Below are 24,582 nucleotides of genomic sequence, written 5' to 3'. Positions count from 1 at the left end.
AGTACCTGCCCATCGACCGCTGCCGATCTTGCGAGACAGGCGTGTATGCCCAGATACCGAGCCGCTCCAAGACCCACTTCCGATACACGCCCTAGCAGGATGAGCCACGACTCCACTGCCACAGCGGATGCCGCGGCCCGGAAGCTGTCCGGGCGACGCCGCAAGGAGATCGTCGCGGTGCTGCTGTTCAGCGGCGGCCCCATCTTCGAGAGTTCCATACCGCTTTCGGTGTTCGGGATTGACCGCCAGGACGCCGGAGTGCCGCGCTACCGACTACTGGTGGCCGCCGGAGAGGAAGGCCCCCTGCGGACCACAGGGGGCCTGGAACTCACCGCGCCGTACGGGCTCGAAGCGATCTCACGGGCGGGCACCGTCGTGGTGCCGGCTTGGCGTTCGATCACTTCGCCGCCGCCGGAGGAAGCGCTCGACGCACTGCGCCGAGCGCATGAAGAGGGCGCCCGCATCGTCGGGCTGTGCACCGGCGCCTTCGTTTTGGCCGCGGCCGGGCTACTGGACGGACGACCGGCCACCACCCACTGGATGTATGCGCCGACGCTGGCCAAGCGCTATCCGTCGGTGCACGTCGATCCACGCGAGCTGTTCGTGGACGACGGCGACGTCCTGACGTCGGCCGGCACGGCGGCCGGCATCGACCTCTGCCTCCATATCGTGCGCACGGACCACGGCAACGAGGCGGCGGGCGCGCTCGCCCGGCGCCTGGTGGTCCCGCCGCGCCGCAGCGGCGGCCAGGAGCGCTATCTCGACAGGTCTTTACCCGAGGAGATCGGCGCCGACCCGCTCGCGGAGGTCGTCGCCTGGGCGCTGGAGCATCTCCACGAGCAGTTCGACGTGGAGACGCTGGCCGCGCGCGCGTACATGAGCCGGCGGACGTTCGACCGCCGCTTCCGCTCGCTCACCGGCAGCGCGCCGCTTCAGTGGCTGATCACCCAGCGGGTGCTTCAGGCGCAACGGCTGCTGGAGACCTCCGACTACTCGGTCGACGAGGTCGCCGGACGCTGCGGCTTCCGCTCTCCGGTGGCGCTGCGCGGGCACTTCCGGCGACAGCTCGGCTCGTCGCCGGCGGCCTACCGGGCCGCGTACCGGGCGCGCCGCCCCCAGGGCGAACGGCCGGGAGACCCGGACGGCCCCGGAGGCCCCGCGACGCCTCAGGTGATGCAGGAGGCCGCCCCGGTTCCGCTTCAGACCCGCCGCACGGCGGCCGCGAGCGCGCTCGGGCACCCGGCGTCGCTGTCCACGGACCACCACGGCAGGCACGTCGACCACCCGGGCAGGCATGTGCCGGAGCTGTACGCGGCGAGCCGCCCGAGCCTGCCGGGGCAGCGCAGCGCGCACTAGCACCGCGGCCGGCCCGGGGAAGGGCGGGAGCCGTGAGGTGGTACTACGTATCGTCGTAGTACCACCTCACGGCCCCGCCCTTCCGGCGCACCCGCGACGGCCAGACCGCGGTGGCCCCGACCGGGTGGCCGCCACGGCTTCTCCAGGCGATGCGCGGTCATGCGCCGCCATACAGGGCCTTGCCCGGCCATGCACCGCCATGCAGCGCCCCGCACCGCCATGCACGGTCACCGCACGGGCGGTCCGCATGGCCGTGGCGGGCCATAAGGTGGGACACATGAACGATCGCATGGTGTGGATCGACTGCGAGATGACCGGACTCTCGCTGTCCGACGACGCGCTCATCGAGGTGGCCGCGCTGGTCACCGACTCCGAGCTGAACGTACTCGGCGAGGGGGTGGACATCGTGATCCGGCCGCCGGACGCGGCGCTGGAGACGATGCCGGAGGTGGTGCGTCAGATGCACACCACCTCGGGACTGCTCGACGAGCTGGCGGCCGGCACGACGCTCGCCGACGCCGAGGAACAGGTTCTCGCGTACGTACGGGAACACGTCAAGGAACCGGGCAAGGCGCCGCTGTGCGGCAATTCCGTCGGCACCGACCGCGGCTTCCTGGCCCGCGACATGCCGGCACTGGAGGACTACCTCCACTACCGGATCGTGGACGTCAGCTCGATCAAGGAACTGGCCCGGCGCTGGTACCCGCGGGCGTACTTCAACAGTCCCGAGAAGAACGGCAACCACCGGGCGCTGGCCGACATCCGCGAGTCGATCGCGGAGTTGCGCTACTACCGGGAGGCGATCTTCGTGCCGCAGCCGGGCCCGGACTCGGACACGGCCCGCACGATCGCGGCCCGGCACGTGCTGCCCGCGCGATAGCGGCCTCGACGGGGCCCGGATGGGCCCCGGAGAAACGCTGGCGCGAGCACCCCTTCGGACCCTGTACACTTTTTCTCGGCCGGTGCGGGAAGCAGAAACACCGGTCATGGTGGGTGTAGCTCAGCTGGTAGAGCACCTGGTTGTGGTCCAGGATGTCGCGGGTTCGAGTCCCGTCACTCACCCTCAGTAGCCAGCCGGTGGCCCGTGGGAGCGGGACGTCGGCTGGACTGCGTTTCGGCCGCCGACTCGCCGCAGTCGGAGGCTTCCGCCCCCTCAGGAAGAGTCCCGCCGCACCAGTTCCGTCGGCAGCACCACCTGGCGGCGTTCCGGGTCGCGTGACGACGCCGGGCGGCGGTCCGCTATCTCCTCCAGCAGCAGGTCGGTCATCGCACGGCCCATCTCCTCGATCGGCTGGCGCACGCTCGTCAGGGGCGGATCCATGTGGCGGGCGATCGCCGAGTCGTCGAAGCCGACCAGCGCCACGTCGTCGGGGATACGGCGACCCGCCTCGCGCAGTACCTGACGGGCACCGGCCGCCATCACGTCCGACTCCGCGAACACCGCGTCCAGACCGGGCCGGCGCGCCAGGAGTTCCGTCATGGCCCGGCGGCCGCCCTCCTCCGTGAAGTCACCGGGGACGATCAGGGACTCGTCCACCGCGCGGCCCGCGCCCCGCAGCGCGTCCCGGTAGCCGTCGACGCGCCGCTGGGCGCCGTAGACGTCGAGACGTCCCGTGATCGTGGCGATCTGCGAACGCCCGCGGGCGATCAGGTGCTCGACCGCCGAGCGGCCGCCGCCGTAGTTGTCCGAGTCCACCGACGGCAGCGCCTCGCGCTCCGAGCGGGGGCCGCTGATCACCGCCGGGATCTCCAGCTGGGCGAGGAGATCCGGCAGCGGATCGTCCGCGTGCACCGACACCAGCAGGACCCCGTCCACCCGGTGCGCCGCCAGATACTGGGCCAGCCGGCGGCGCTCACGATCGTTGCCCGCGAAGATCAGCAGCAGCTGCATCTCCGTGTCCGACAGCTCGGCCCCCACTCCCCGGAGCATGTCCGAGAAGTACGGCTCGGCGAAGAAGCGGGTCTCCGGCTCGGGGACGACGAGGGCGATGGCATCCGTGCGGTTGGCGGCCAGCGCCCGCGCCGCCGTGTTCGGGACATAGCCGAGTTCCGCGACCGCCGCCTCGACCGCCGCGCGCGTCGCGTCGCTGACCCTGGGCGAGCCGTTGATCACCCGGGACACCGTGCCGCGACCGACACCGGCGCGTGCGGCCACCTCTTCGAGGGTTGGCCGGCCACCGCTCCGGCCCCGCGCTCCGTGGCTTGCCATGGGGCTCCGCCTTCCGCCGTTCTCTCCCGCAGGCCTGGAATCTAACAGTCGTATCCACGCGGTGATCGTCCGCGACGGGCCGCCGGACCTCGGAGAACGGGCCGCCCGCCCTTCCCTGCGCCGCTCAACGGCCCGACAACCGGACGCAGTTCGCCACGTCCGCTCCCTTGACACCCCCCGCCCCGACCCACGACTCTTCAACACATCACACGTGGGAGCGCTCCCACACTACCTGACACCTACACGTCCCGCACGTTCCCCGCCCGGGCCGCAGCGCGTACGAACGGGTCCGGCCAAGGCAGTTGGCCGGGGGGTCGGCACATCAGGCAACAGGAGGACGCAATGCGCACGAGTACCCGCCGGTCCCACGGGCTGGTGGCCTTCGCGGCCGTCGCCGCGCTGACCACGAGCCTGCTGGCCGGCTGCGCCAACGACTCGGACGACGGCTCGTCGGACGCGAGCGGCGGTGGCGGCGGCAAGGGCAGGACCACCCTCACGGTCGGCACCTTCGGCGTCTTCGGCTACAAGCAGGCCGGTCTCTACGACGAGTACATGAAGCTGCACCCGGACATCGCCGTCAAGGAGAACGTCACCACGCGGACCGACGTCTACTGGCCGAAGGTCCTCACCCGGCTCCAGGCCGGTTCCGGTACGGACGACATCCAGGCGATCGAGGTCGGCAACATCACGGAGGCCGTGCAGACGCAGGCCGCCAAGTTCGTCGACCTCGGCAAGGAGGCCGACAAGTCCCGGTGGCTGGACTGGAAGCTGGCGCAGGCCACCACCAAGGACGGCAAAACGATCGGGCTCGGCACCGACATCGGCCCGATGGCCATCTGCTACCGCAAGGACCTCTTCCGGAAGGCCGGTCTGGAGACCGACCGCACCAAGCTCGCCGAGCAGTGGAAGGGCGACTGGGCCAAGTACGTCGACCTCGGCAAGCAGTACATGAAGAAGGCGCCCAAGGGCACCAAGTTCATGGACTCGGCCGCCTCGGTCTACAACGCTGCGGTGGGCGGCGCGAGCGAGCGGTACTACGACAAGGACGGCAACGTCGTCTGGGACAGGTCCGAGGGCGTGAAGAAGGCCTGGGACGTCGCCATGACCGCGGCGACGGGCGACATGTCGGCGAAGCTGAAGCAGTTCGACCCCACGTGGGACCAGGGCTTCGCCAACGGCACCTTCGCCACGGTCGCCTGCCCGGCGTGGATGATCGGCTACATCGAGCAGAAGTCCGGTGACTCCGGCAAGGGCAAGTGGGACGTGGCGGCGGCGCCGACCGCGGCGAACTGGGGAGGCTCCTTCCTCGGCGTGCCGACGGCGAGCAGGCACCAGAAGGAGGCCATCGCCCTGGCCAAGTGGCTGACCGCGCCCGAGCAGCAGGCGAAGGTCTTCGCCAAGCAGGCCAGCTTCCCGTCCACCCCGTCGGTGTACGCGGGCCTGAAGCCGCAGGCCGACACCACCGCCTACTTCTCCGGCGCGCCGCTCACCCAGATCTTCTCCGACTCGGCGAAGACCATCCCGGCGCAGTACCTCGGCCCCAAGGACAAGCCGATCGACAGCGCGATCACCGACGTCGGCATCCTCCAGGTCGAGCAGAAGGGCAGGACCCCTGCCCAGGGCTGGGACGCGGCCTCTAAGGAGATCAAGGACGTGCTCGGCCAGTGACCGGTCCCCACGAGGCTCTCGCGCACCCCGCGTCGAGCGCCGAGGCCGCACCCGGCAGCCGGCCGGGCGCGGCCCGGGGCGCTCACGGTCGCGGTACGCCGCCGGAGGGCACCGCCTCCTGGCGCAGCCGGCTGTACCGCTGGGACATGAAGGCGTCGCCGTATGTGCTCATCGCCCCCTTCTTCGTCGTGTTCGGTGCCTTCTCGCTGGTCCCGCTGCTCTACACGGCCTGGTACTCGCTGCACGACGTGCAACTGTCCGCCCTGGACCACCAGGGCTGGGCGGGCCTGGACAACTACACGAACCTGTTGTCCTCGGAGTTCTTCTGGAACGCACTGGAGAACACCTTCTCCATCGGTGTGATCTCGACGGTGCCGCAGCTCCTCGCCGCCCTGTGGCTCGCGCATCTGCTCCACTACCGGCTGCGCGGCTCGACCGTCTGGCGGGTCGTGATGCTCACCCCGTACGCCACCTCGGTGGCCGCGGCGACGCTGGTCTTCACGCTGCTGTACTCCTGGGACGGCGGCATGATCAACTGGCTGCTGCACTTCGTCGGCGTCGACCCGGTCAACTGGCGGGAGTCGGACTGGGGTTCGCAGTTCGCGGTGTCCTCGATCGTGATCTGGCGATGGACCGGCTACAACGCACTGATATACCTCGCGGCGATGCAGGCGATACCCAGCGATCTGTACGAGTCGGCGGCGCTGGACGGGGCGGGGCGCCGGCAGCAGTTCCGCCATGTGACGGTGCCGATGCTGCGGCCGACGATCCTGTTCACCGTGATCGTCTCCACGATCGGCGCGACGCAGCTCTTCGGTGAGCCCCTGCTGTTCGGTGGGGTCAGCGGCTCCAAGGGCGGCGCCGAGCACCAGTACCAGACGCTCGGCCTGTACATGTACGACCAGGGCTGGATCATCGGCAACCTCGGCAAGGCGTCCGCGATCGCGTGGTCGATGTTCCTGATCCTGCTGATCGTGGCGGTGGTCAACATGCTGCTCTCCCGACGGCTGAGGAAGTCTCCATGAATACCGGTGATCTGGCCTCTCCTCGGGTCTTCGGGGAGGCAGAGGCGAAGACGAAGGCGCAGACCGAGGGAAAGCCGGAGACGAAGGCGAGGGCGAGGCCGCGGGGCGGCCGGCGTCTTGGGCGGCCCCGGATGACGGGCGCGGGCAAGCAGCTGGACGCGGGCCCGGTCACCTATGCCGTCCTGACCGTCTTCGCGCTCATCTCGCTGGCGCCGCTGGTCTGGACGGCGATCGCGGCCTCCCGCACCGACCGGCGGCTCGCCGAGACGCCACCGCCGCTGTGGTTCGGCGGGAATCTGTTCAAGAACCTCCAGGCGGCCTGGGACCAGGCGGGCCTCGGCACCGCGATGTTCAACTCCACGCTGGTCGCGACCGCGATCACCGTCAGTACGGTCCTGTTCTCCACGCTCGCCGGGTTCGCGTTCGCCAAACTGCGGTTCCGGTTCTCCCGCGCGCTGCTGCTGCTGACCATCGGCACGATGATGATCCCGCCGCAGCTGGCCGTCGTACCGCTGTATCTGTGGATGTCCGACCTCGGCTGGTCGAACCGGTTGCAGACCGTCGTCCTGCCGACCCTGGTGACCGCCTTCGGCACGTTCTTCATGCGGCAGTACCTGGTGCAGGCGCTGCCCACCGAGCTGATCGAGGCGGCGCGCGTGGACGGCGCGAGCGGTCCCCGGATCGTCTGGCATGTGGTCTTCCCCGCGGCGCGGCCCGCGATGGCCGTGCTCGGGTTGCTGACGTTCGTGTTCGCCTGGAACGACTTCCTGTGGCCGATCATCGCCCTCAACCAGCAGAACCCGACCGTCCAGGTCGCGCTCAACTCGCTGGGCACCGGCTATGTCCCCGACCAGGCGGTGATCATGGCCGGTGCGCTGCTCGGCACGCTGCCGCTGCTGATCGCCTTTCTGCTGTTCGGGAAGCAGATCGTGGGCGGGATCATGCAAGGGGCGATCAAGGGCTGATCCCTTCCTCTGACCCCTGTCCCCTGTCCCTTCTCTCCTGTCCCTCTCTCGTGTCCCGTCTCCCCTCCCCCTCCCCTCTCCCCGACCACCGTCGGTCTCCTCGATCCTCGATGGGAGCGCTTCCATGCCTGAGCCCGCATCGCCCGTGACCTTTCCCCCTGCCTTCCTCTGGGGCGCGGCGACGTCCGCGTACCAGATCGAGGGGGCGGTGCGGGAGGACGGCCGCACCCCCTCCATCTGGGACACCTTCAGCCATACGCCGGGCAGGACGGCCGACGGCGACACCGGTGACATCGCTGTCGACCACTACCACCGCTACCGCGGGGACGTGGCGCTCATGGCCGAGCTGGGTCTGAGGGCGTACCGCTTCTCGGTCTCGTGGTCGCGGGTGCAGCCGACGGGCCGGGGTCCCGCGGTCCAGCGGGGTCTGGACTTCTACCGCCGCCTGGTCGACGAACTGCTCACCCATGGCATCAAGCCCGCGATCACTCTCTACCACTGGGATCTGCCGCAGGAACTGGAGGACGCCGGCGGCTGGCCGGAGCGGGATGTGGCGTTCCGGTTCGCCGAGTACGCGCGGATCGTGGGCGAGGCACTGGGCGACCGTGTCGAGCAGTGGATCACTCTGAACGAGCCGTGGTGCAGCGCTTTCCTCGGCTACGGCTCCGGGGTGCACGCCCCGGGCCGTACGGACGCGGCGGCGTCACTGCGTGCGGCCCACCATCTGAATCTGGCCCATGGCCTCGGTGTCTCCGCGCTGCGTTCCGTGATGCCGTCCCGCAACACGGTCGCGGTGAGCCTCAACTCGTCGGTGGTGCGCCCTGTGTCGCAGGATCCGTCGGACCTGGCGGCGGCCCGGAAGGTCGACGACCTGGCGAATGGGGTCTTCCACGGACCGATGCTGTACGGGGCGTACCCGCAGACGCTGCTCGCGGCGACGTCCTCGGTCAGTGACTGGTCGCAGGTGCTGGACGGGGACCTGGCGGTCATCCATCAGCCGCTGGACGCGCTCGGCCTCAACTACTACACGACGACGCTCGTGTCCGCGTCCGGTGAGGCGAGCCCGAGCGGCCGGCGGGCCGACGGTCACGGCGCGAGCCCGTACTCACCCTGGCCGGGAGCGGACGACGTGATCTTCCATCAGACGCCGGGCGAGCGCACGGAGATGGGCTGGACGATCGATCCGTCCGGCCTGTACGAGCTGATCATGCGGTACACGCGGGAGGCTCCGGGGCTGCCGCTGTACGTGACGGAGAACGGCGCGGCGTACGACGACAAGCCTGACCCGGACGGCCGCGTCCACGACCCGGAGCGGATCGCCTACCTGCACGCGCATCTGTCGGAGGTCCGCCGCGCCCTCACCGACGGTGCCGACGTGCGCGGCTACTACCTGTGGTCCCTGATGGACAACTTCGAGTGGGCGTACGGCTACGGGAAGCGGTTCGGGGCGGTGTACGTGGACTACACGACGCTGGCCCGTACGCCGAAGTCCAGCGCGCACTGGTACGGCCGGACGGCCCGGACGGGGACGCTGCCCCCGGTGGACGCCTGACCGGCCCGGGGCGCGGCACGGAGGGGACGTGCCGCGCCCCGGGCGGACCGCCGCTACTCGTTGGCGGCGAACGCCTTGGAGAAGGCGAACGGGTCCTGGGTGATCGAGCTGCACGTCGCGTCCGCGGTGGGCCTGGCGCCGCCGGCGCAGCTCTTGTCACGGGCGGCCGACCACATCGACAGCCGGCCGAGGCCCTTGGACTTGGCGAAGTTCACCAGCTGGGTGGCGTCGTCGACCTTGAAGACCTCGGACGAGACGTCGTTGACCCCGATCATCGGGGTGACGGCGACCGTCTTCCAGGCGGCGCTGTCGGACAGGCCGAGGACGCTCTTGATCTGCGCCTGGGTGGCGGTGGCGGCCTGCTCGGCGTAGGTGCCCATGTCGCCGCTGTACGCGGGCCCGTAGTCCATCGCCATGATGTTGACGGCGGAGATCTTCACACCGTTCGACTTGGCGTCGGCCAGCAGGCTCACGCCGTCCTGGGTCAGGCCCTCGGGCATGACAGGGAGGGTGAACGAGACGTCCAGGCCGGGGTGCTGTTGCTGGAGCTTGGCGATGGCCTGCGCCCGGCGCGTGTTCGCGGCCGTGTTGGGCAGCGCGCCGCCCTCGACGTCGAAGTCGACCTTGGTGAGCTTGTAGGCGTCCACGGCCTTCCCGTACGCCGCCGCGAGCGCGTCCGCGGAGGAGCATGTGGTCGCCAGTTCCGAACCGGAGGCGCCACCGAAGGAGACGCGTACGTCACCCCCCTTGGCGCGCAGGTCGCCGATCTGCGCGGCCACCGCGTCGCCGCCGATGGCCGTGACGCCGCCCCACTTGGGCGTGCAGCCGCCACCGTCGGTGACGAAGGCCAGGTTGTAGTTCTTGACGCCTGTCGCGTTCGCGGAGGCGAGCAGGTCGAAGGCCGGGTAGAGGGACGTGTCGACGTACGGGGCGAAGCCTGCACCGGTGGTCGTGCCGCTGCCGGTGGTCCGGGAGGGGGACGGGGTGGCCGGGGAGGCCGGGGTCGGCTTGGCGGTCGCCGTCGCGGTGGACGTCGGCCTGGACGTGGGTGTCGAGGACGGCGTCGGCGTCGCGGTCCGGGTGGGACGGCCGCTCGGCTCCGGTGTCGCGCCGTCGTCCGCCGAACACTTCGCTCCGTCTATGAGACAGCCGGTCGGGTCGCCCGCTCCGTTCACCACGAAGCCGACGGTCACCGACTCACCCGCGGTGAGTCCGTCCTTGTCCCAGGAGGGCGGCCGCACGGTGACATGCCGTCCGTTCACCGTCGACGTTCCGTTCCACAGCGAGCTGAGCTTGGCGCCGGTGGGCAGGTCGAACTGGAGCGTCCAGTCGTCCTTGGCCTGACCGCTGTCGTTCGTGACCACGTACTGCGCGGTGTATCCCGTCGACCAGTCGCTGGTCTTCGTGTAGACGGCGCCGACCCCGGCGGCGTGCGCGGTGCCGGTGATCAGGATGGCCCCGCCGCCGACGACGGATGCGGTGACGATGCCGCCGATCACCTTGTTCCTGCCGCTGATCCTGCGCCGGTGCGTACTGCTCATCGCGTGCCTGCCTTCGCTGCTCACTGGGGGGTGGATGCGGCAGCACGCTAGCGAGCCGGAATCGGTCAAAACGCCGTTTCCGGACGGGCGTTGAGGATCTTAGGGTGCGCTTAAGGAAGGGATCGGGGACGGTTAAAGGTAGAGACCAATTTCCCGGGCCGGCGTCGTCGCACCGCCCCCCGGTGCCCCCGGCGCACCGGGGCCCGCCCGTCCAGCTGGATCCAGATCCGCACCTCCGTGCCGCCCAGCACCGACGAGCCGATCCGTACGTCCCCGCCGGTCGCCTCGGCCAGCCGGCGCACGATGTCCAGGCCGAGGCCCGTCGAGCCGTCGCTGCCCGAACCGCGGCCGCGGGCCATCGCCGCCTCCGGGTCGGTGATGCCCGGCCCGGCGTCGGAGACCAGCACGATCACCGCGTCCTCGCCGTTGTGCACGTCGACCGCGAACGCCGTGCCCTCCGCGGTGTGCCGGAAGACGTTTCCGAGCAGTGCGTCGAGCGCGGCCGCGAGGTCGGCGCGGGCGACGGGTATCCGTACCGGACGGTCGACCCCGGCCACCCGCCACTTGCGGCCCTCGTCCTCGGCGAGCGCCGACCAGAACTCCATCCGCTCGCGGACCACTTCGGCGGCGTCGCACCCGGCGCCCGGGCCCGCCGCCGCGGTCTGCGGCTTGGCCTCCCGGGCGGTGCGGATGATCGTGTCGACCTCGCGTTCCAGCTGCGCCACGGCCGTCCGTGTCTGCTCGGCGGCCGGTCCCTCGCCGAGCGAGGCCGCGTTCAGCCGCAGCACGGTCAGCGGGGTGCGCAGCCGGTGGGACAGGTCCGCCGCCAGCTCCCGTTCGTTCGCCAGCAGCTGGACGACCTGGTCCGCCATCGAGTTGAACGCCACCGCCGCCAGGCGCAGTTCGTTGGGCCCTTCCTCCGGGACGCGCGCCCCGAGCTTCCCCTCCCCCAGCTCGTGCGCGCCCTCCACCAGACGCTGCGCGGGCTGCACCATCCGCACACCGAGCCGGTCGGCGACCGCCACCGACCCGATGATCAGCGCGATGCCGACCCCGGCGAGCACCGCCCAGGCCGTGCCGACTCCGTTGGACACGTCGGACTCGGGCACGTACACCTCGACCACGGCGATCGCACCGGAGCTGAGCGCGGTGGGCTGGAGCAGTGCGGAGCCGCCCGGGACCTCGGTGGTGGAGGCCCTGCCCAGCCGGCGTGTGGTCTCGATGTCCTTGACCGCGGCGCGTCGGTGGCCGATGTCGGCCGCCTTCGTGCCGTCGCCCGCCGGAATGTGCACCGCGATCCCGTCGCCGGAGCCCGCCGAGGCCACGACCCGCTCCAGCTCGTCCCGGTCGGTGGTGATGGACAGCGCGGGCGCGATCGCGGCGGCCTGCCGTTCCGCGTTCGAGAAGGCCCGGTCGCGGGCCATCTCCTTGATGACCAGCCCGAGCGGGACCGCGAAGGCGACCACCACCATCGTGGTCACCGCCAGGCACACCCTGACCAGGGCCCATCTCATGCCGACGGCTCCGTCCTCGGCGGTTCCAGCTTCACGCCCACGCCCCTGAGGGTGTGCAGATAGCGGGGCCTGGCCGCGGTCTCGCCCAGCTTCCGCCGGAGCCAGGAGAGATGGACGTCGATGGTCTGGTCGTCCCCGTACGACTGCTGCCACACCTCGGCGAGCAGCTCCCGGCGCGGGACGACCACGCCGGGCCGGCCGGCGAGGAAGGCGAGCAGGTCGAACTCGCGGCGGGTCAGATCGAGGTGTACGCCGTCCAGTTCGGCGTGGCGGCGCAGGGGGTCGATGGCGAGGCCGCCGACCCGGAGGACCGACGGGGGCGCGGCGTCCGCAGCGACCGCGCGGGAGCGGCGCAGCACGGCCGCGATCCGTGCCGACAGGTGCTCGACGGAGAACGGCTTGGTCAGATAGTCGTCCGCGCCCGCGTTGAGCAGGCGGACGATCTCCGTCTCGTCATCCCGCGCGGTGGCGATGATCACCGGCACGTCGGTGATGCCGCGCAGCATCTTCAGCGCCTCGGACCCGTCCAGATCGGGCAGTCCGAGGTCGAGGATCACGACGTCGAAGGAGAGATGGGCGACCTCGCGCAACGCCTCCAGTGCGGTGCCGACGCTGCGCACGGTGTGCCCGGCGTCGGTCAAGTGCCTGATCAGCGCTGAGCGTACGAACTGGTCGTCCTCCACCACGAGCACACTTGCCATGGGCGGCACCGTACGCCATACGGGGGAGCCCGGCCGGGGCCTGTGGACAACTCCTGTGCGCCAACGGGACATACGGAACTGTGTGCGACCCGTGAGACACGCGTGGGACAGGTGAGGCACTATGGCCGGAATGCTCAGAGGACTCGTACACGTACTGGCGTGGTCGCTCGCCACCGGCGCGGCGGTCACGCTGTCGTGGTGGGGTGTCCACACGGTGATGGCGGGGACCGCGTACGACCCGCCGCGCGCCCTGCCCATCACGTCGGGCGGCGCCAGGGCGCAGGGAGCGGCGGCCCCGTTCACGTCGTCGACGGAGCGGCCCGAGGCGTCGGTGAGTCACGGCGCGAAGCCTGCGCCGAGCCCGAGACCGACCCCCGCGAAGTCGGCCGGCACCCGTCCCGGCCCCTCCGCGACCGCCACCCCGTCCTCGCCTTCGCCCTCCGCGTCCTCGCCGGGCCGGGTGAAGAGCTACGACACCGGCGGCGGACGCGCGGTCTTCGACCTCGGGGAGACTTCGGCGACGCTGGTGTCGGCCACGCCCGGGGCGGGCTGGTCGATGCAGGTGTGGAAGACGGAGTCGTGGATCCGGGTGGAGTTCAGCTCGGGTGCCGACCGGGTGTCGGTGTTCTGCACCTGGCACGACGGTCCGCCCCATGTGGAGATCGGGAACTACTAGCCTGCCGGGCACCGGCCGCCCGTGGGGACCGCGTCAGGCGCGGGTCGCCGGTGGTCAGCGGAACACCGAGGGCGGTGGCGCCGGTGACGCCACCGCCGCCGCGTCGGTGACCGCCGCCGCGCCACCGGTGAAGTCGGTCAGGGCCCTGCCGTGCTCCACACGCGCGGGGTGCGGGTCCGAGGCGGCGCGGCGGGTCAGTTCGGCGACCGGCAGCGGATGCGCGGAGGCGACCAGGACGGCGTTGCCGAAGCGCTTGCCTCGCAGGACCGCCGGGTCGGCGACCAGCGCGAGCTCGGGGAAGACGGCCGCCGCGGTCGAGATCTGGCCGCGCAGATGGGCCAGCGGCGGGCCGTCGGCGAGGTTGGCCGCGTACACGCCGCCGTCCTTCAGCGTCCTGCGGACCTCGGTGAGGAACTCGACCGAGGTGAGGTGCGCCGGGGTGCGCGCCCCGCTGAACACGTCCACGATGACCAGGTCCGCCCAGCCGTCCGGTATCTTCGCGAGCCCTGCGCGGGCGTCCGTGGAACGCACCCGGATCCGGGCGTTCGGGTCCAACGGAAGGGCGCGCCGGACGAGTTGGACGAGTGCCGCGTCGCGCTCGACGACCTGCTGGGTGGAGCGGGGGCGGGTGGCGGCGGTGTAGCGGGCGAGGGTGAACGCGCCGCCGCCGAGGTGCACGGCCTGCACCGGACGGCCGGACGGGGCGGCCAGGTCGATGATGTGGCCGAGGCGGCGCTGGTACTCGAAGGCGAGGTGGGCCGGGTCGTCGAGGTCGACGTGCGACTGTGGGGCGCCGTCGATGAGGAGGGTCCAGGCGCGCGCCCGGTCCCGGTCGGGTACGAGCTGGGCGAGCCCGCCGTCGACCGCCTCGACCACGGCCTCGGCCGACTGCCCGCGCCCCGCGTTACGTGACCTCCCCATCCCGCCATTATCGGGGGAAAGACAGGGGGCGGCCGCTCGGGGCCGGTGGACCCCGCGGCGGGATTCCGCGGCGTCCGCGAGCGCTCACCGACAGTTGTCCGCGGCCTCGATCAGCCGGGCCGCCTCACCGAGCGCCGCGCGCAGCACCGCCGGGTCCGTGGCCAGTTCCGCGTCGCCGGGCGGGAGCAGCCAGCCGGTGCCCTCGGTCTGGGGCTGCTCGGCGAACAGGCTCAGGCCCTTCCCGTCCGTCTGTGTGCAGGTGCTGCCCGGGACGTCCCACCCGTCCGCCGTGCCCGGCGGGACCAGGAAGCCGAGGGTGTCGCCGCCGCCGTCGTGCAGGACGGGGCCGACGCAGTCGCCCGCGCCGCGGCGGAGGATGTCGATCGCCTCGAGGCCCTGCCGGGCCGGGACGGTCACGAGGTCGGGAGCCCGGTGCGGCGGTGCGCCGCACTCCGGCGTCGGCACGGGCCGCGCGGCCGACGGCTGTTTACGGAACTCGGTGCTCTGCCTGGTCTGCATCCCGGTCTCCAACGGAACCCCTCCTCGACGCTGAGTTGGGTCGGGAGTTCGGGCGGCTCCCGGTCCACAGCGTTCAACGCGGGGAAACGTCAACGGCAACGGCACAACACCGCCGTTAAGGATGGCACTTCATGGCAGATCCCGCATGAGATATCCGGTTTGTAGCCAAACCGTGCATGACGGCACCCGCGAGGAAGGTACTTTCTTGCACCGCCGGACACAGGGAGCCAACAGGCACCACACGGACAAGCCATCCTGAAACCGGCATGGTTCGACGGTTCGCAAGAGAGGGCCCGGCCATGAGTTCGTCCCAGTTCCCCCGGCCACCGCGGCCGAACCTCGCCTTCCGGCAACTGCGCGGACAGCGCTCGCCCGGGGAGTTCGCCGCGGCGGTACGGCGCGCCGCACGCGAGATCGGCGAAAGGGTCAGCTGTGACGCTCGTTACATCGGTCGGGTGGAGGCCGGTGAGATCCGCTGCCCCAACTACGCCTACGAACGGGTGTTCCTGCACATGTTCCCCGGTCGCACGCTCGCTGACCTTGGGTTCGCACCCCGCTCGTCGGTACGCGGGCGGGGGGCGCGCACCGGCGACGAGGAGCCCCCCGCGTACCCCGGCAGCCACTCCCGTGCCCCCGGTGAGACCCCGAGGGGATGTGAGCCGTATGAAATGCGGGACACCCGAGCCATCCACGATGCACACGAGTCGTACGGCACAGGCCCGGACGACGAACAGAACCACGAGGAGAGCGACGTGCAGCGTCGCGCATTCATGACCGGGGGCAGCGCCACCGTGGCGGCCGCCTCCCTGGGCCCGTTCGGGCTCACCTTCGGCGGCTCGGCAGCGGCCGCCGAACGTCCCGTTCACCGTGCGGGCACGTCCGAGGCGGGCGCGCTCGAGGAGGCCGTACGAAGGATCAGACTGCTCGACGACCGGCACGGCGCGGACGGCCTCTACCGGCGCGCGGCGGCCCCCCTGCGGACCGCGTACGCCCTGCTCGACGCGGGCACGTCCCGGCAGGCGGCCACGGAACGGCTGTACGCGGGCGCGGGCGAACTGGCCATCTCAGTGGGGTGGCTGGCACACGATTCGGGGCGCTTCGACGACGCCCGCTCGCACTACGCGGAGGCGTTGGCCACCGCCCGGATGTCCGGGGATCCCGCCCTGGAGGCGCACGCGTTCTGCAACACGGCGTTCCTCGCCCGGGACGCGGGCCGGCCCCGGGAGGCCGTACGGGCGGCGCAGGCGGCGCAGCGTGCCGCCCGGCCGCTCGGCTCACACCGCCTGATGTCGCTGCTCGCGCTGCGGGAGGCGGGCGGCTGGGCGGGGCTCGCGGACCGGGCGGGCTGCGAACAGGCGCTGGCCCGGGCGCAGGCCCTGTTCGAGCGAGGGACATCGGAGGAGGACCCCGAGTGGATGACCTTCTACGGAGAGGCCGAGCTCGAGGGCCTCGAGGCGCAGTGCTGGTCGACGCTGGGCGACTGGCCGCGCGCGGCCCGGCACGCCCGGCGCGCGGCGCATCTACAGGATCCGCACTTCAGCCGGAACATCGCCCTGTACACCGCTGAGCTCGCGGACGATCTGGCCCGGGGCGGACGCCCCGACGAGGCGGCCGAGGCGGGCCTGCGCGTACTGGATCTTCTGGACCAGGTCCAGTCGTCCAGGATCCTGACCATGCTGGCGGGCACGGCGAGGGTGCTGCTGCCGCACCGGCGGGCGCCGGGTGTGTCGGCGTTCCTCGACCGGCACGCGAGCGCGCCGCGCACGGCCTGAGAGGCACCGGCACGGCACCCGCCCGGCGCGGCGGCACCCGCGGAAGACCCGCACTCCCGGTTCGCACGGCCGGACCCCGAGTCCTTGAGTCCGCGCGGCCGGACCCCGAGCCCGTGAGTCCGCGCGGACTCATCCTCAGGCCGCGCGGACAAGCCGCGGGCCGCGCCCGGCTACACCGTCAGATGGCCGCGGTCGTTCCAGGACTCGATCGCCGGCTCCCCGTACGCCCAGCCCAGCACCGACAACGACGTGGGGTTGAGCCTGATGCGTGCGGCGAAGTCCACCGGCAGGCCCAGCCAGCGCGCCCCTATGGAGCGCAGGATGTGGCCGTGGGCGAAGACCAGAACGTCACGCTCCGCCGCGCGGGCCCAGGCGACGACCTCGTCCGCGCGCGCGGAGACCTCGGACAGGCTCTCCCCCTCCGGGACTCCGTCGCGCCAGATCAGCCAGCCCGGCCGGATGGCCTGGATCTCGGCCGGCGTCATCCCCTCGTACGCCCCGTAGTCCCACTCCATCAGCGTGTCCCAGGTGCTCGCCCGCTCGCCGAACCCGGCCAGCTCACACGTCTCACGCGCGCGTGCCAGCGGACTCGTACGCACCTCGACACCGGGCAGCCCGTCGAACGGCGCCCGGTGCAGCCGCTCGCCCAGGAGCTTGGCGCCCCGCCGCCCCTCCTCCAGGAGCGGCACATCGGTCCTGCCGGTGTGCTTGCCGGACAGCGACCATGCCGTCTGTCCGTGCCGGGCCAGCAGGATGCGCGGTGCCATGAGGGACCTTTCCGGGAGAAATCAGCAGGGTGGTCACTCCATCATGTCCCACCCCGCCCCGGGCAACCCGGGGGGCGATCCCTGCGTCTTTGAGGGCCGGGGCGCCCCGGCGGGGCGACCCGGCGGGGCGCAAACGGACGCCGTAAGGTGGCACGACCGGCCCGTCGGGTGCCGGAGCAGAACAAGGGGGAGGGCGAATCGGATGCCGCAGGCCGAGATACCAGGCACCGGGGAGGCCCGCCCGGCCCGGCTGCGCTGGTGGACCGAACTGCCCCTGATCCTCCTGGTGTACGCCTCGTACTCCGCCGGCCGGCTCCTCGCCCGGGGTGACGTCTCCGACGCCGTCGACCACGGCCTGGCGATCCTGCGTCTGGAGAAGCAGCTCCACATCGACGCCGAGCACCCGCTGAACCGTCTCCTGACCCGTGAGGCGTGGATCGGCATACCGGCCGACTTCTGGTACGCCTCGCTGCACTATCTGGTGACGCCGCTGCTCCTGGTGTGGGTCTTCAGGCGTCGCGCGGAGCACTACCGGGCGGCCCGCACCTGGCTGATGACGTCCACGTTCATCGGCCTGATCGGCTTCACACTGCTGCCCACCTGCCCGCCCCGTCTGCTCGCCGCGGACCACGGTTTCGTCGACACCATGGCCCAGTACAGCTCGTACGGCTGGTGGGGCGGCCAGGCGAGCGCGCCCCGTGGCCTGGGCGGCATGACGAACCAGTACGCGGCGATGCCGAGCCTGCACGTCGGCTGGGCGCTGTGGTGCGGCGTGATGCTGTGGCGGCAAGGCCGCACGCGCTGGGCGAAGGCGGCGGGCGTCGCCTATGCGCTGCTGACCGCGCTCGTCGTGATGGGCACCGCGAACCACTACTTCCTCGACGCGGTCGCGGGCGTCGCCGTCATGGGTGCGGGCCTTGTGCTGGCCCGGCCGCTGATGCGGGGGGTGGACGCGGTCAGGACCCGGCTGCGCGCCCGGTTCGCCCCGGTCACGGCTGCCCCGCAGGCCTCGGGTTCCCCGATTGTCAGTGGCGGATGCCAGACTTCGACGGGTGAGCGAATTCCCCGACAGCGCATCCCCCGCACCGGGCCCGGGGCCGAGCCGGGTGCCGCCCCCGCGGAGGCGGGGGACGGCGCTCCGGCACCAACTCGCTGAGCTGCGCGGCGCCGTACCGCCCAAGGCGCTCGACGCGCGTGCCCTCGCCGCGCTCGCCGCGAACCCGGGGTGCAGACGGCGCGCGCTCCTGGACGGCGCGGGGGTGGACAAGGCGGCGCTGGCGGGCGCCCTCGGCGCGCCGTCGGCGTTCGGGCAGTCGCAGTTCGCCTTCATGCGGGGCAACGCCTTCGAGGCCCGGGTCAAGGCGGACGGCGGCGCGGAGCTGCTCCGGCTGGTGCACGAGAAGCTGGACCCGGCCGCCGCGGCACCGGACGGCGCCCTTGTCCCCGACCTCACCGCGGTCGGCCCGGAGGGCCGCACCGCCCGTACGGCGCTGGCGCTGCGCGAGGCCACCGAAGCGGGCACCTGGGCGCTGCTCGACCATCCGATGCTCGCCCTGGACGTGGCGGGCTCCCCCGCGTTCCTCGAGCCGGACGCGGTGGTCGTGCACCCCGACGGCAGCTGGACCGTCGTGGAGATCAAGTCGTTCCCGATGCTCGACGGTTCGGCCGACCCGGCGAAGGTCGGGGCCGCCGCACGCCAGGCCGCGGTCTACGTGCTGGCGCTGGAGGAGGTCGCCGCCCGTCTCGGCGGGGCCGACGGCGCCCCCGCGCCCGTGGTGCGCCACCGGATCCTGCTGGTCTGCCCCAAGGACTTCTCCAACCTGCCTGCCGCCTCCCCCGTGGACATCCGCAAGCAGCGCGCGGTCACCCGCCGCCAGCTTGCCCGCCTCACGCGCATCGAGGAGATCGCGGACGGCCTTCCCGAGGGCACGTGCTTCGCGCCCGACCTCCCCCAGAAGGAGCTGGCCGCCGCCGTCGGCTCGGTCCCCGCGACCTATGCGCCCGAGTGCCTGGCCGCCTGCGAAATGGCCTTCCACTGCCGCGCCCGTGCCCGCGACGAGGGCGCGGTGACGTCCTACGGACGCTCGCTGCGCGCCGAGCTGGGCGGCCTCGGGACGGTGGACGACGTCCTGGCCGCCGCCCACGGGACGGCCGGGGACCCGGACGACCCGGCGGTGGCGGCCCTGCGCCGGGCGGCGCGGCTGCGCGCCGAGGCGCTCACCGCCCCGGAGGACGCCGCATGTCACTGATCGCCACCCTCGCCCGCCTGGAGGCCGTGCGGTCCGGGCGCGCCCAGCCCGCCGCCACCGTCCGGCACCGGCATCTGTCCGAGCGCCCCCTCGTCCTCGTGCCGCTCACCACCGCCGGCGAGGCCGGGGCGCCGCTCGGAGCGCTCGTCGGCACCGACCGGGACACACCCCGGCTGCTCGTCGTACCCCAGCCGCGCGACCGCGACCTCAGGTTCGCGTTCCTCGCCGCCCTCGCCGACATCGTCCTGCCCTACGTCGACGGGTACGCCGAAGCGGTCGAGGCCGCCGAGCGCAGCGAGACCGATCCCGAGACCGGCAAGCGGGTCAAGGTGGAGGTCGAGCTGTGCGCGGACGCTCCGCAGCTGATCGTGCCGAGCCGGGCGGGCATCGACTTCGTACGGCTCCTGGGGCGCTCCATGCGGTTCCGCCGCACCGCCGAGCAGGACCCCGAGGCCCCCTATCCGGCGCCCCCGCGGGTGCCGCTCCTCGGCCGCTGGCTCACCCACTTCGGGGAGCGCGCCCGGGTGCCCGGCTCCTCGCTGCTGCTCGCCGTCACCGAGTTGCTGGCTCGGCACTGGACGACCGGGCAGTCGAGCCTGGAGGACCAGCACCTGGGCGCGTTGCTCGCCTGGATCGACCCGCCCGAGGGCACCTCGGGCGCGGACGCGGCGCTGCGGGCCGAGCTGGCGCGGGACACGGACGGCCAGTTGCTGTGCCCGCCGGCCGGACCCGCCACCGACCCTGCCTTCGACAACAAGCTGCTCGCCCCCGCCATCGAGCGCTACGACCACGCGCGGGCCCGGCTCGCCGCCGCCGAGGACGGCGTCGAGGCGGACGACCGGTTCGGCGAACTGACCGCCGCCGAAGGGGAGATCCGGGCACTGGTGGAGAGCCGTACGCGTCCGGCGTGGGATGGCGTGTGGCACGGGCTCGATCTGCTGCGCACGCTGCCGGAGGGCGCCCATGTCGGGGAGCGGTGGACCCGCGACCGCTGGTCGTTCACCGGCCACCGGGACCGGGTGGCCGCCGGGGAGCCGCCCCAGCCGCGCCGGGACGACGCCGTCACCGCGGCGAACAAGCTCGCCACGCGCGAGCGTGAGCAGTCCCGGCTGGACGCCCAGGAGGCGCTCGACGACCCGCTCGTGATGGCCGGGCGGAGACTGGCCGGGGAGGCGTTCGCGGGCGAGGTCACGGATGTCGTGATGGCGTACAGCGAGGGCAAGCGTCCGAGCCCGCGCCCGCTGGTGACCGTACGGACCGAGGACCGGCCGCATCTCGGGGAGCGCGCGAAGGTGTACCGGTCGCTGGGTGGAAAGCCGCAGGCGGCCGAGTTCGTCGGATACCGGGGGCGGGACGGCGAGGGACCGGGCGGACACGACGACGGCGGCGGCGCGGGGGGCGGCCTCGTGGTGCTGCGGATCGTCGACAAGATGGGCCGCGGCAGGGAGCCGGAGGCCGGATCGGTGCCGGAGAAGGGCGACCGCGTCTGCTTCACGCTGTTCGAGCACGAGCAGCGCGGCGGGGCCAAGCTGCCCGAGCCGGAGGAGACGCCCTGGACCCATGGCGGGCCGCCGGGCGAGGCCGATGCGCCGCCCCAGCCGGACCCGGTGACCGAGGAGGACGTGCTGTGACCGTGTTCGCCCGGCCGGGCAGGACCTTCGATCCCGGGGCCGCGGCCGCGCGGGCCACCGAGGCGATCCTGCACGACTCTCTGCACGGCGCCCACCGGGGCGTCGTCGTCGACTCGCCGCCGGGCGCCGGGAAGTCGACGCTCGTCGTCCGGGCCGCACTCGAACTCGCGTCCGCCGGACGCCCGCTGATGGTCATCGCGCAGACCAACGCACAGGTGGACGACCTGGTGCTGCGGCTGGCGGAGAAGGAGCCCGGCCTCCCGGTCGGCCGACTGCACAGCAGCGATCCCGACCCCTACGACAAGGCCCTCGACGACCTGCCGAACGTCCGCAAGTCGACGAAGGCGAAGGATCTGGCCGGCCTGGACGTCGTGATCTCGACCGCCGCCAAGTGGGCGCACGTCAAGGACGTCGAACCATGGCGGCACGCGATCGTCGACGAGGCGTACCAGATGCGCTCGGACGCGCTGCTGTCGGTGGCGGGCCTGTTCGAACGGGCGCTGTTCGTGGGTGATCCCGGCCAGCTGGACCCGTTCACGATCGTCGGCGCGGAACAGTGGGCGGGGCTGTCGTACGACCCGTCGGCGTCGGCCGTGACCACACTCCTGGCGCACAATCCCGAGTTGCCGCAGCACCGGCTGCCGGTGTCATGGCGGTTGCCGGCGTCGGCGGCGCCGCTGGTGTCGGACGCGTTCTACCCGTACACGCCGTTCCGCAGCGGCACGGGGCAAGGGGACCGAAGGCTGTCGTTCGGCGTGCCCTCGGACGGTTCGGGTCCCGACCGGGTGATCGACGAGGCTGCGGAGACGGGCTGGGGACTGCTCGAGCTGCCCGCCCGGCACACCCCGCGCACGGATCCGGAGGCGGTGCGGGCGGTCGCTGCTGTCGTACGGCGGCTGCTGGACCGGGGCGGGGCGGCGGTCTCGGAGCGCGCCGCGGATCCGGTGCCGCTGACCGCGGACCGGATCGCCGTCGGTACGGCGCACCGCGACCAGGCGGCGGCGGTGCGCTCCGCGCTGGCGGAGCTCGGCGTGACGGATGTGACGGTGGACACGGCCAACCGGCTACAAGGCCGGGAGTTCGACGTGACGGTGGTTCTGCATCCGCTGTCCGGACGACCGGACGCCACGGCGTTCCACCTCGAGACCGGACGGCTGTGCGTGCTGGCCTCCCGGCACCGGCACGCGTGCATCGTGGTGTGCCGGGCCGGAGTGACGGAACTGCTGGACGACCACCCCTCGACCGAGCCGGTGCAGCTGGGGGTGACGGTGAAGTTCCCGGACGGCTGGGAGGCGAATCACGCGGTGCTGGCACACCTGTCCGAGCACCGGGTGACGTGGCGGCCCTGACGCTCTACGCGACGTTGGGCTTGCTGTGGCCGGTCATGCACAAGGCGCGTGACCGGGCGCCGTCTCCCCCGCTCAGGCGTGTCGGCGGGTGACGCACACCCGCCGCCAGACAAGCCGCGGCCCTGAGCGTCTGTTCTGCGGTCCGCTCGATGAACACGGCCCGCCCTTCGGGCAAGGTCTCACCGCGGATGCGAGCGTATTGGCGCACGGTCGGCAACAACGGCCAGGCATCCTCCGCAAGCGTGATCACACGCGGCCCAGCCGTGGCCCGGCCGTAGGCGTCGGACAGGTCCCGCCCGTCCAATTCGGGTCCCGTCCCATGCGGTCCGCAGCCTGGTCGTGAAGGATGCGTCCCGCTTCACCTTGCGGAGCACTTCCGACCACTCCTCTTCGACCACCAGAGCGCGCACGTCCCAGCTCCGCCCTTCCGAGCCAGGGGGAAGGAGCTGTCCTCGGCATCGCGGCCGATACGCCGCACCTTCAGGGCCCGCGGGCCCGCATGTTTCCCCGGGGCGGGAGGCGAATCACGCGGTGCTGGCACATCTGTCCGAGCACCGGATGGCGTGGCGGCCCTGGCCGGCGGGGGCGACGGCGACCCGGTGACCAGGGGGAACATCGCTGGGCCCGGCGGCCTTGGGACGTGGGGAGCCGTGCGGCGCGAGAAGCATGAGCGGGCGCGCCCCGCTCGTTCCCGCGCTCTTGCGCCGCCGCGAGACAATGGACGGTGGCCCACCCGAAGGGGGCGCCATCCGAACCGTATGAGGAGGAGAAGACATGGCGGAGCCCACGCCGCGTCGGAACGAGCCGCGGCTACGCCCCGCGCCCCTGCTCTTCGAGCCCGCGGAGGCGGCCTCCGACCCTGAGCACTTCTTCGACCTGGAGTCGATCGACGACCCGCGGGCGCTGCTCGCGCGGGCGACCGAGCTGACGCAGGCGTTCCGCGCGGCCACGGACCGTGCCGTGGAGTACCAGGCGATCGCCGCCGCCCAGCTCGCCGATCCGGGCCGCTTCGACCGGCTGACACCTGCGGCGATCGCCGAGCAGGCGGAGTGGACCGAGGACTACGCGAAGAAGATGGTGGAGTTCGGACAGGACCTGCTGCGGGGCAAGGAGACGAGCGGGCCGGAGAGTCTGGGCTGAACGTCCGCCACACCGCTCGGCCGAATGATCTTCTGGCATATGCGGCGGCACAATACCCCGCTCCGCCCCCGGCTGTCCCGGTTTTCCGCAACCCTCAGGAACGCAGCGCTCACTCCGGGTACACCTGGCTGTCATGAGCAGTCGTACGCCGTTCACCGATCCCTTCCGCCCGACCTCGGAGGGCGCCGCCTGGCTCGCTTCCGCAGGAACGTATCCGCGTAGTGCGCCGGTGCACTGGGGGGAACGGCCCACCGGCCGGCTGGTGCTGCCCTGCGGTACCGCGTTCGACGTCGTCAGCGCCCCCGCGATCTTCGGGCGGCGCATGCTCGACCGGCTCTGGGACGAAGGGCCGGGCTCCGGGCCGGTCGCCGAGCACCGGGGGCGCATCCTGCTGTTCACGGCGCCCGGCACGGCCCGGCGCCTGCCGGCACTGCTGGACTGGGAGGAGTGGGGCGGCCGCGCCCATGCGGTACCGCCGCTGCTGTGCCATGGTCCCGGGGATGCCGTCACCGTCCCCGCGATCAGCCCCGCGGCCCCTGCGCGCGGTGGCTCCGGCAGCCGCGCCGAGTCCCGCTGGCTCGTCGCGCCCGACACCCGTCACCCGTGGCTTCCCGGCTCCGAGGTCGTCCTGTGGGCCGCGGTCCGGGCGGCCCGCGCGGCGGCCTCCACGGCCGTACGGATATCGATTTTTCCTCCCGCCGACCAGGATGCTAAGGTCTACGACGTCAGCGGGCGCCGCTAGCTCAGTTGGTTAGAGCAGCTGACTCTTAATCAGCGGGTCCGGGGTTCGAGTCCCTGGCGGCGCACGATGGCGATGGCGAGTCGTGTTCGCGGAAAGCGCGAACCGGCTCGCCATCGTCGTATCCGCGCGGCTCCGCCGCGCACGGCGGGGGCTCCGCCACCCACACCCCCCAAGACCGCACACGAACCGCCCCGCCCCCCGGCACCCACGTTCGCGGAAAGCGCGAACCGGCTCGCCATCGTCGTATCCGCGCGACACCGCCGCCCACGGGTGGGGCTCGGGCGC

21 protein-coding genes and 2 tRNA genes are annotated in these 24,582 nt (G+C 72.2%); 16 read left to right on the top strand and 7 right to left on the bottom strand.

Going from position 1 to position 24,582, the window contains the following annotated elements:
- Positions 1 to 99: 99 nt before the first annotated feature.
- The 3 genes from ABZ876_RS38645 to ABZ876_RS38635 all read left to right on the top strand — a co-directional run bounded on the left by ABZ876_RS38645 (position 100) and on the right by ABZ876_RS38635 (position 2,418).
- Complete coding sequence (locus ABZ876_RS38645; RefSeq protein WP_361790966.1) at positions 100 to 1,356, top strand: helix-turn-helix domain-containing protein; 1,257 nt, start codon at positions 100 to 102, stop codon at positions 1,354 to 1,356.
- Between the two features lie 277 nt (positions 1,357 to 1,633).
- Positions 1,634 to 2,236, top strand: a complete 603-nt coding sequence (gene orn / locus ABZ876_RS38640; RefSeq protein WP_361790963.1) for an oligoribonuclease — start codon at positions 1,634 to 1,636, stop codon at positions 2,234 to 2,236.
- 109 nt (positions 2,237 to 2,345) lie between these two features.
- Positions 2,346 to 2,418: transfer RNA gene (locus ABZ876_RS38635), tRNA-His, on the top strand.
- Positions 2,419 to 2,509: 91 nt separating this feature from the next.
- Here ABZ876_RS38635 and ABZ876_RS38630 read toward each other — a convergent pair.
- Positions 2,510 to 3,565, bottom strand: coding sequence for a LacI family DNA-binding transcriptional regulator (locus ABZ876_RS38630; protein ID WP_361790960.1), 1,056 nt, complete (start codon positions 3,563 to 3,565; stop codon positions 2,510 to 2,512).
- Between the two features lie 342 nt (positions 3,566 to 3,907).
- Between ABZ876_RS38630 and ABZ876_RS38625 the strand changes: the two genes are divergently transcribed.
- The 4 genes from ABZ876_RS38625 (at position 3,908) to ABZ876_RS38610 (ending at position 8,775) form a co-directional block, all read left to right on the top strand.
- Positions 3,908 to 5,233, top strand: a complete 1,326-nt coding sequence (locus ABZ876_RS38625) for an ABC transporter substrate-binding protein (RefSeq protein WP_361790957.1) — start codon at positions 3,908 to 3,910, stop codon at positions 5,231 to 5,233.
- The gene (locus tag ABZ876_RS38620; RefSeq protein ID WP_361790954.1) at positions 5,230 to 6,258 is read left to right on the top strand and encodes a sugar ABC transporter permease; all 1,029 of its coding nucleotides are present in this window, start codon (positions 5,230 to 5,232) and stop codon (positions 6,256 to 6,258) included. Before ABZ876_RS38625 ends, ABZ876_RS38620 begins: the two co-directional genes overlap by 4 nt.
- A gap of 131 nt (positions 6,259 to 6,389) precedes the next feature.
- Positions 6,390 to 7,223 (top strand): carbohydrate ABC transporter permease, encoded by an 834-nt coding sequence (locus tag ABZ876_RS38615; protein ID WP_361790972.1) that lies wholly within the window; start codon positions 6,390 to 6,392, stop codon positions 7,221 to 7,223.
- A gap of 124 nt (positions 7,224 to 7,347) precedes the next feature.
- Complete coding sequence (locus ABZ876_RS38610) at positions 7,348 to 8,775, top strand: GH1 family beta-glucosidase (RefSeq protein ID WP_361790951.1); 1,428 nt, start codon at positions 7,348 to 7,350, stop codon at positions 8,773 to 8,775.
- Positions 8,776 to 8,828: 53 nt separating this feature from the next.
- Here the strand turns inward: ABZ876_RS38610 and ABZ876_RS38605 are convergent, their stop codons facing one another.
- The 3 genes from ABZ876_RS38605 to ABZ876_RS38595 all read right to left on the bottom strand — a co-directional run bounded on the left by ABZ876_RS38605 (position 8,829) and on the right by ABZ876_RS38595 (position 12,531).
- Positions 8,829 to 10,316, bottom strand: coding sequence for a cellulose binding domain-containing protein (locus ABZ876_RS38605; RefSeq protein WP_361790948.1), 1,488 nt, complete (start codon positions 10,314 to 10,316; stop codon positions 8,829 to 8,831).
- A 110-nt stretch (positions 10,317 to 10,426) separates the two neighbouring features.
- Positions 10,427 to 11,830 carry a HAMP domain-containing sensor histidine kinase gene (locus tag ABZ876_RS38600; protein WP_361790945.1) on the bottom strand — a complete coding sequence of 468 codons (1,404 nt, stop codon included), beginning with the start codon at positions 11,828 to 11,830 and terminating at the stop codon, positions 10,427 to 10,429.
- Entirely contained in the window at positions 11,827 to 12,531 is a 705-nt protein-coding gene (locus ABZ876_RS38595; RefSeq protein ID WP_361790942.1) for a response regulator transcription factor, read from the bottom strand. Before ABZ876_RS38595 ends, ABZ876_RS38600 begins: the two co-directional genes overlap by 4 nt.
- A gap of 130 nt (positions 12,532 to 12,661) precedes the next feature.
- On the opposite strand from ABZ876_RS38595, the gene ABZ876_RS38590 reads away from it, so the two are divergent.
- Entirely contained in the window at positions 12,662 to 13,207 is a 546-nt protein-coding gene (locus tag ABZ876_RS38590) for a hypothetical protein (RefSeq protein ID WP_361790939.1), read from the top strand.
- 54 nt (positions 13,208 to 13,261) lie between these two features.
- Here the strand turns inward: ABZ876_RS38590 and ABZ876_RS38585 are convergent, their stop codons facing one another.
- Entirely contained in the window at positions 13,262 to 14,128 is an 867-nt protein-coding gene (locus tag ABZ876_RS38585) for a fused MFS/spermidine synthase (RefSeq protein WP_361790936.1), read from the bottom strand.
- An 84-nt stretch (positions 14,129 to 14,212) separates the two neighbouring features.
- Positions 14,213 to 14,647 carry a hypothetical protein gene (locus ABZ876_RS38580; RefSeq protein ID WP_361790933.1) on the bottom strand — a complete coding sequence of 145 codons (435 nt, stop codon included), beginning with the start codon at positions 14,645 to 14,647 and terminating at the stop codon, positions 14,213 to 14,215.
- Positions 14,648 to 14,946: 299 nt separating this feature from the next.
- On the opposite strand from ABZ876_RS38580, the gene ABZ876_RS38575 reads away from it, so the two are divergent.
- Positions 14,947 to 16,419, top strand: a complete 1,473-nt coding sequence (locus tag ABZ876_RS38575; RefSeq protein WP_361790930.1) for a hypothetical protein — start codon at positions 14,947 to 14,949, stop codon at positions 16,417 to 16,419.
- Positions 16,420 to 16,589: 170 nt separating this feature from the next.
- Here ABZ876_RS38575 and ABZ876_RS38570 read toward each other — a convergent pair whose 3' ends face one another.
- Positions 16,590 to 17,186, bottom strand: a complete 597-nt coding sequence (locus ABZ876_RS38570; RefSeq protein WP_361790927.1) for a histidine phosphatase family protein — start codon at positions 17,184 to 17,186, stop codon at positions 16,590 to 16,592.
- Positions 17,187 to 17,388: 202 nt separating this feature from the next.
- On the opposite strand from ABZ876_RS38570, the gene ABZ876_RS38565 reads away from it, so the two are divergent.
- From ABZ876_RS38565 to ABZ876_RS38535, 7 genes are all read left to right on the top strand, one after another.
- On the top strand, positions 17,389 to 18,342 hold the full coding sequence (locus ABZ876_RS38565) for a phosphatase PAP2 family protein (RefSeq protein ID WP_361790924.1): 954 nt from the start codon (positions 17,389 to 17,391) through the stop codon (positions 18,340 to 18,342).
- Complete coding sequence (locus tag ABZ876_RS38560; RefSeq protein ID WP_361790969.1) at positions 18,293 to 19,435, top strand: hypothetical protein; 1,143 nt, start codon at positions 18,293 to 18,295, stop codon at positions 19,433 to 19,435. Before ABZ876_RS38565 ends, ABZ876_RS38560 begins: the two co-directional genes overlap by 50 nt.
- Positions 19,426 to 21,066 (top strand): hypothetical protein, encoded by a 1,641-nt coding sequence (locus ABZ876_RS38555; protein WP_361790921.1) that lies wholly within the window; start codon positions 19,426 to 19,428, stop codon positions 21,064 to 21,066. Before ABZ876_RS38560 ends, ABZ876_RS38555 begins: the two co-directional genes overlap by 10 nt.
- The gene (locus ABZ876_RS38550) at positions 21,063 to 22,415 is read left to right on the top strand and encodes an AAA domain-containing protein (RefSeq protein ID WP_361790918.1); all 1,353 of its coding nucleotides are present in this window, start codon (positions 21,063 to 21,065) and stop codon (positions 22,413 to 22,415) included. Before ABZ876_RS38555 ends, ABZ876_RS38550 begins: the two co-directional genes overlap by 4 nt.
- 774 nt (positions 22,416 to 23,189) lie before the next feature.
- Entirely contained in the window at positions 23,190 to 23,555 is a 366-nt protein-coding gene (locus ABZ876_RS38545; protein WP_361790915.1) for a hypothetical protein, read from the top strand.
- Between the two features lie 133 nt (positions 23,556 to 23,688).
- A complete protein-coding gene (locus tag ABZ876_RS38540) occupies positions 23,689 to 24,297 on the top strand; it encodes a hypothetical protein (RefSeq protein ID WP_361790912.1) in 609 nt (202 codons plus the stop codon).
- Positions 24,288 to 24,361: transfer RNA gene (locus ABZ876_RS38535), tRNA-Lys, on the top strand. Before ABZ876_RS38540 ends, ABZ876_RS38535 begins: the two co-directional genes overlap by 10 nt.
- Positions 24,362 to 24,582: the final 221 nt, after the last annotated feature.

Source organism: Streptomyces sp. NPDC046931 (assembly GCF_040644655.1).
In the GTDB taxonomy this organism is placed as follows: Bacteria; Actinomycetota; Actinomycetes; order Streptomycetales; family Streptomycetaceae; genus Streptomyces.
Note: the sequence above shows the minus strand (reverse complement) of the source record. Positions and strands in the feature narration are given on the sequence as shown.

Excerpts from the sequence above, each read along its gene's own strand:
- ABZ876_RS38610 (WP_361790951.1), top strand. The coding sequence starts at position 7,348 with ATGCCTGAGCCCGCATCGCCCGTGACCTTTCCCCCTGCCTTCCTCTGG.
- orn (WP_361790963.1), top strand. The coding sequence starts at position 1,634 with ATGAACGATCGCATGGTGTGGATCGACTGCGAGATGACCGGACTCTCG.
- ABZ876_RS38555 (WP_361790921.1), top strand. The coding sequence starts at position 19,426 with ATGTCACTGATCGCCACCCTCGCCCGCCTGGAGGCCGTGCGGTCCGGG.
- ABZ876_RS38580 (WP_361790933.1), bottom strand. The coding sequence starts at position 14,647 with ATGCAGACCAGGCAGAGCACCGAGTTCCGTAAACAGCCGTCGGCCGCG.
- ABZ876_RS38545 (WP_361790915.1), top strand. The coding sequence starts at position 23,190 with ATGGCGGAGCCCACGCCGCGTCGGAACGAGCCGCGGCTACGCCCCGCG.
- ABZ876_RS38585 (WP_361790936.1), bottom strand. The coding sequence starts at position 14,128 with ATGGGGAGGTCACGTAACGCGGGGCGCGGGCAGTCGGCCGAGGCCGTG.
- ABZ876_RS38615 (WP_361790972.1), top strand. The coding sequence starts at position 6,390 with ATGACGGGCGCGGGCAAGCAGCTGGACGCGGGCCCGGTCACCTATGCC.
- ABZ876_RS38600 (WP_361790945.1), bottom strand. The coding sequence starts at position 11,830 with ATGAGATGGGCCCTGGTCAGGGTGTGCCTGGCGGTGACCACGATGGTG.
- ABZ876_RS38630 (WP_361790960.1), bottom strand. The coding sequence starts at position 3,565 with ATGGCAAGCCACGGAGCGCGGGGCCGGAGCGGTGGCCGGCCAACCCTC.
- ABZ876_RS38605 (WP_361790948.1), bottom strand. The coding sequence starts at position 10,316 with ATGAGCAGTACGCACCGGCGCAGGATCAGCGGCAGGAACAAGGTGATC.
- ABZ876_RS38645 (WP_361790966.1), top strand. The coding sequence starts at position 100 with ATGAGCCACGACTCCACTGCCACAGCGGATGCCGCGGCCCGGAAGCTG.
- ABZ876_RS38575 (WP_361790930.1), top strand. The coding sequence starts at position 14,947 with ATGAGTTCGTCCCAGTTCCCCCGGCCACCGCGGCCGAACCTCGCCTTC.
- ABZ876_RS38540 (WP_361790912.1), top strand. The coding sequence starts at position 23,689 with ATGAGCAGTCGTACGCCGTTCACCGATCCCTTCCGCCCGACCTCGGAG.
- ABZ876_RS38590 (WP_361790939.1), top strand. The coding sequence starts at position 12,662 with ATGCTCAGAGGACTCGTACACGTACTGGCGTGGTCGCTCGCCACCGGC.
- ABZ876_RS38625 (WP_361790957.1), top strand. The coding sequence starts at position 3,908 with ATGCGCACGAGTACCCGCCGGTCCCACGGGCTGGTGGCCTTCGCGGCC.
- ABZ876_RS38570 (WP_361790927.1), bottom strand. The coding sequence starts at position 17,186 with ATGGCACCGCGCATCCTGCTGGCCCGGCACGGACAGACGGCATGGTCG.
- ABZ876_RS38595 (WP_361790942.1), bottom strand. The coding sequence starts at position 12,531 with ATGGCAAGTGTGCTCGTGGTGGAGGACGACCAGTTCGTACGCTCAGCG.
- ABZ876_RS38565 (WP_361790924.1), top strand. The coding sequence starts at position 17,389 with ATGCCGCAGGCCGAGATACCAGGCACCGGGGAGGCCCGCCCGGCCCGG.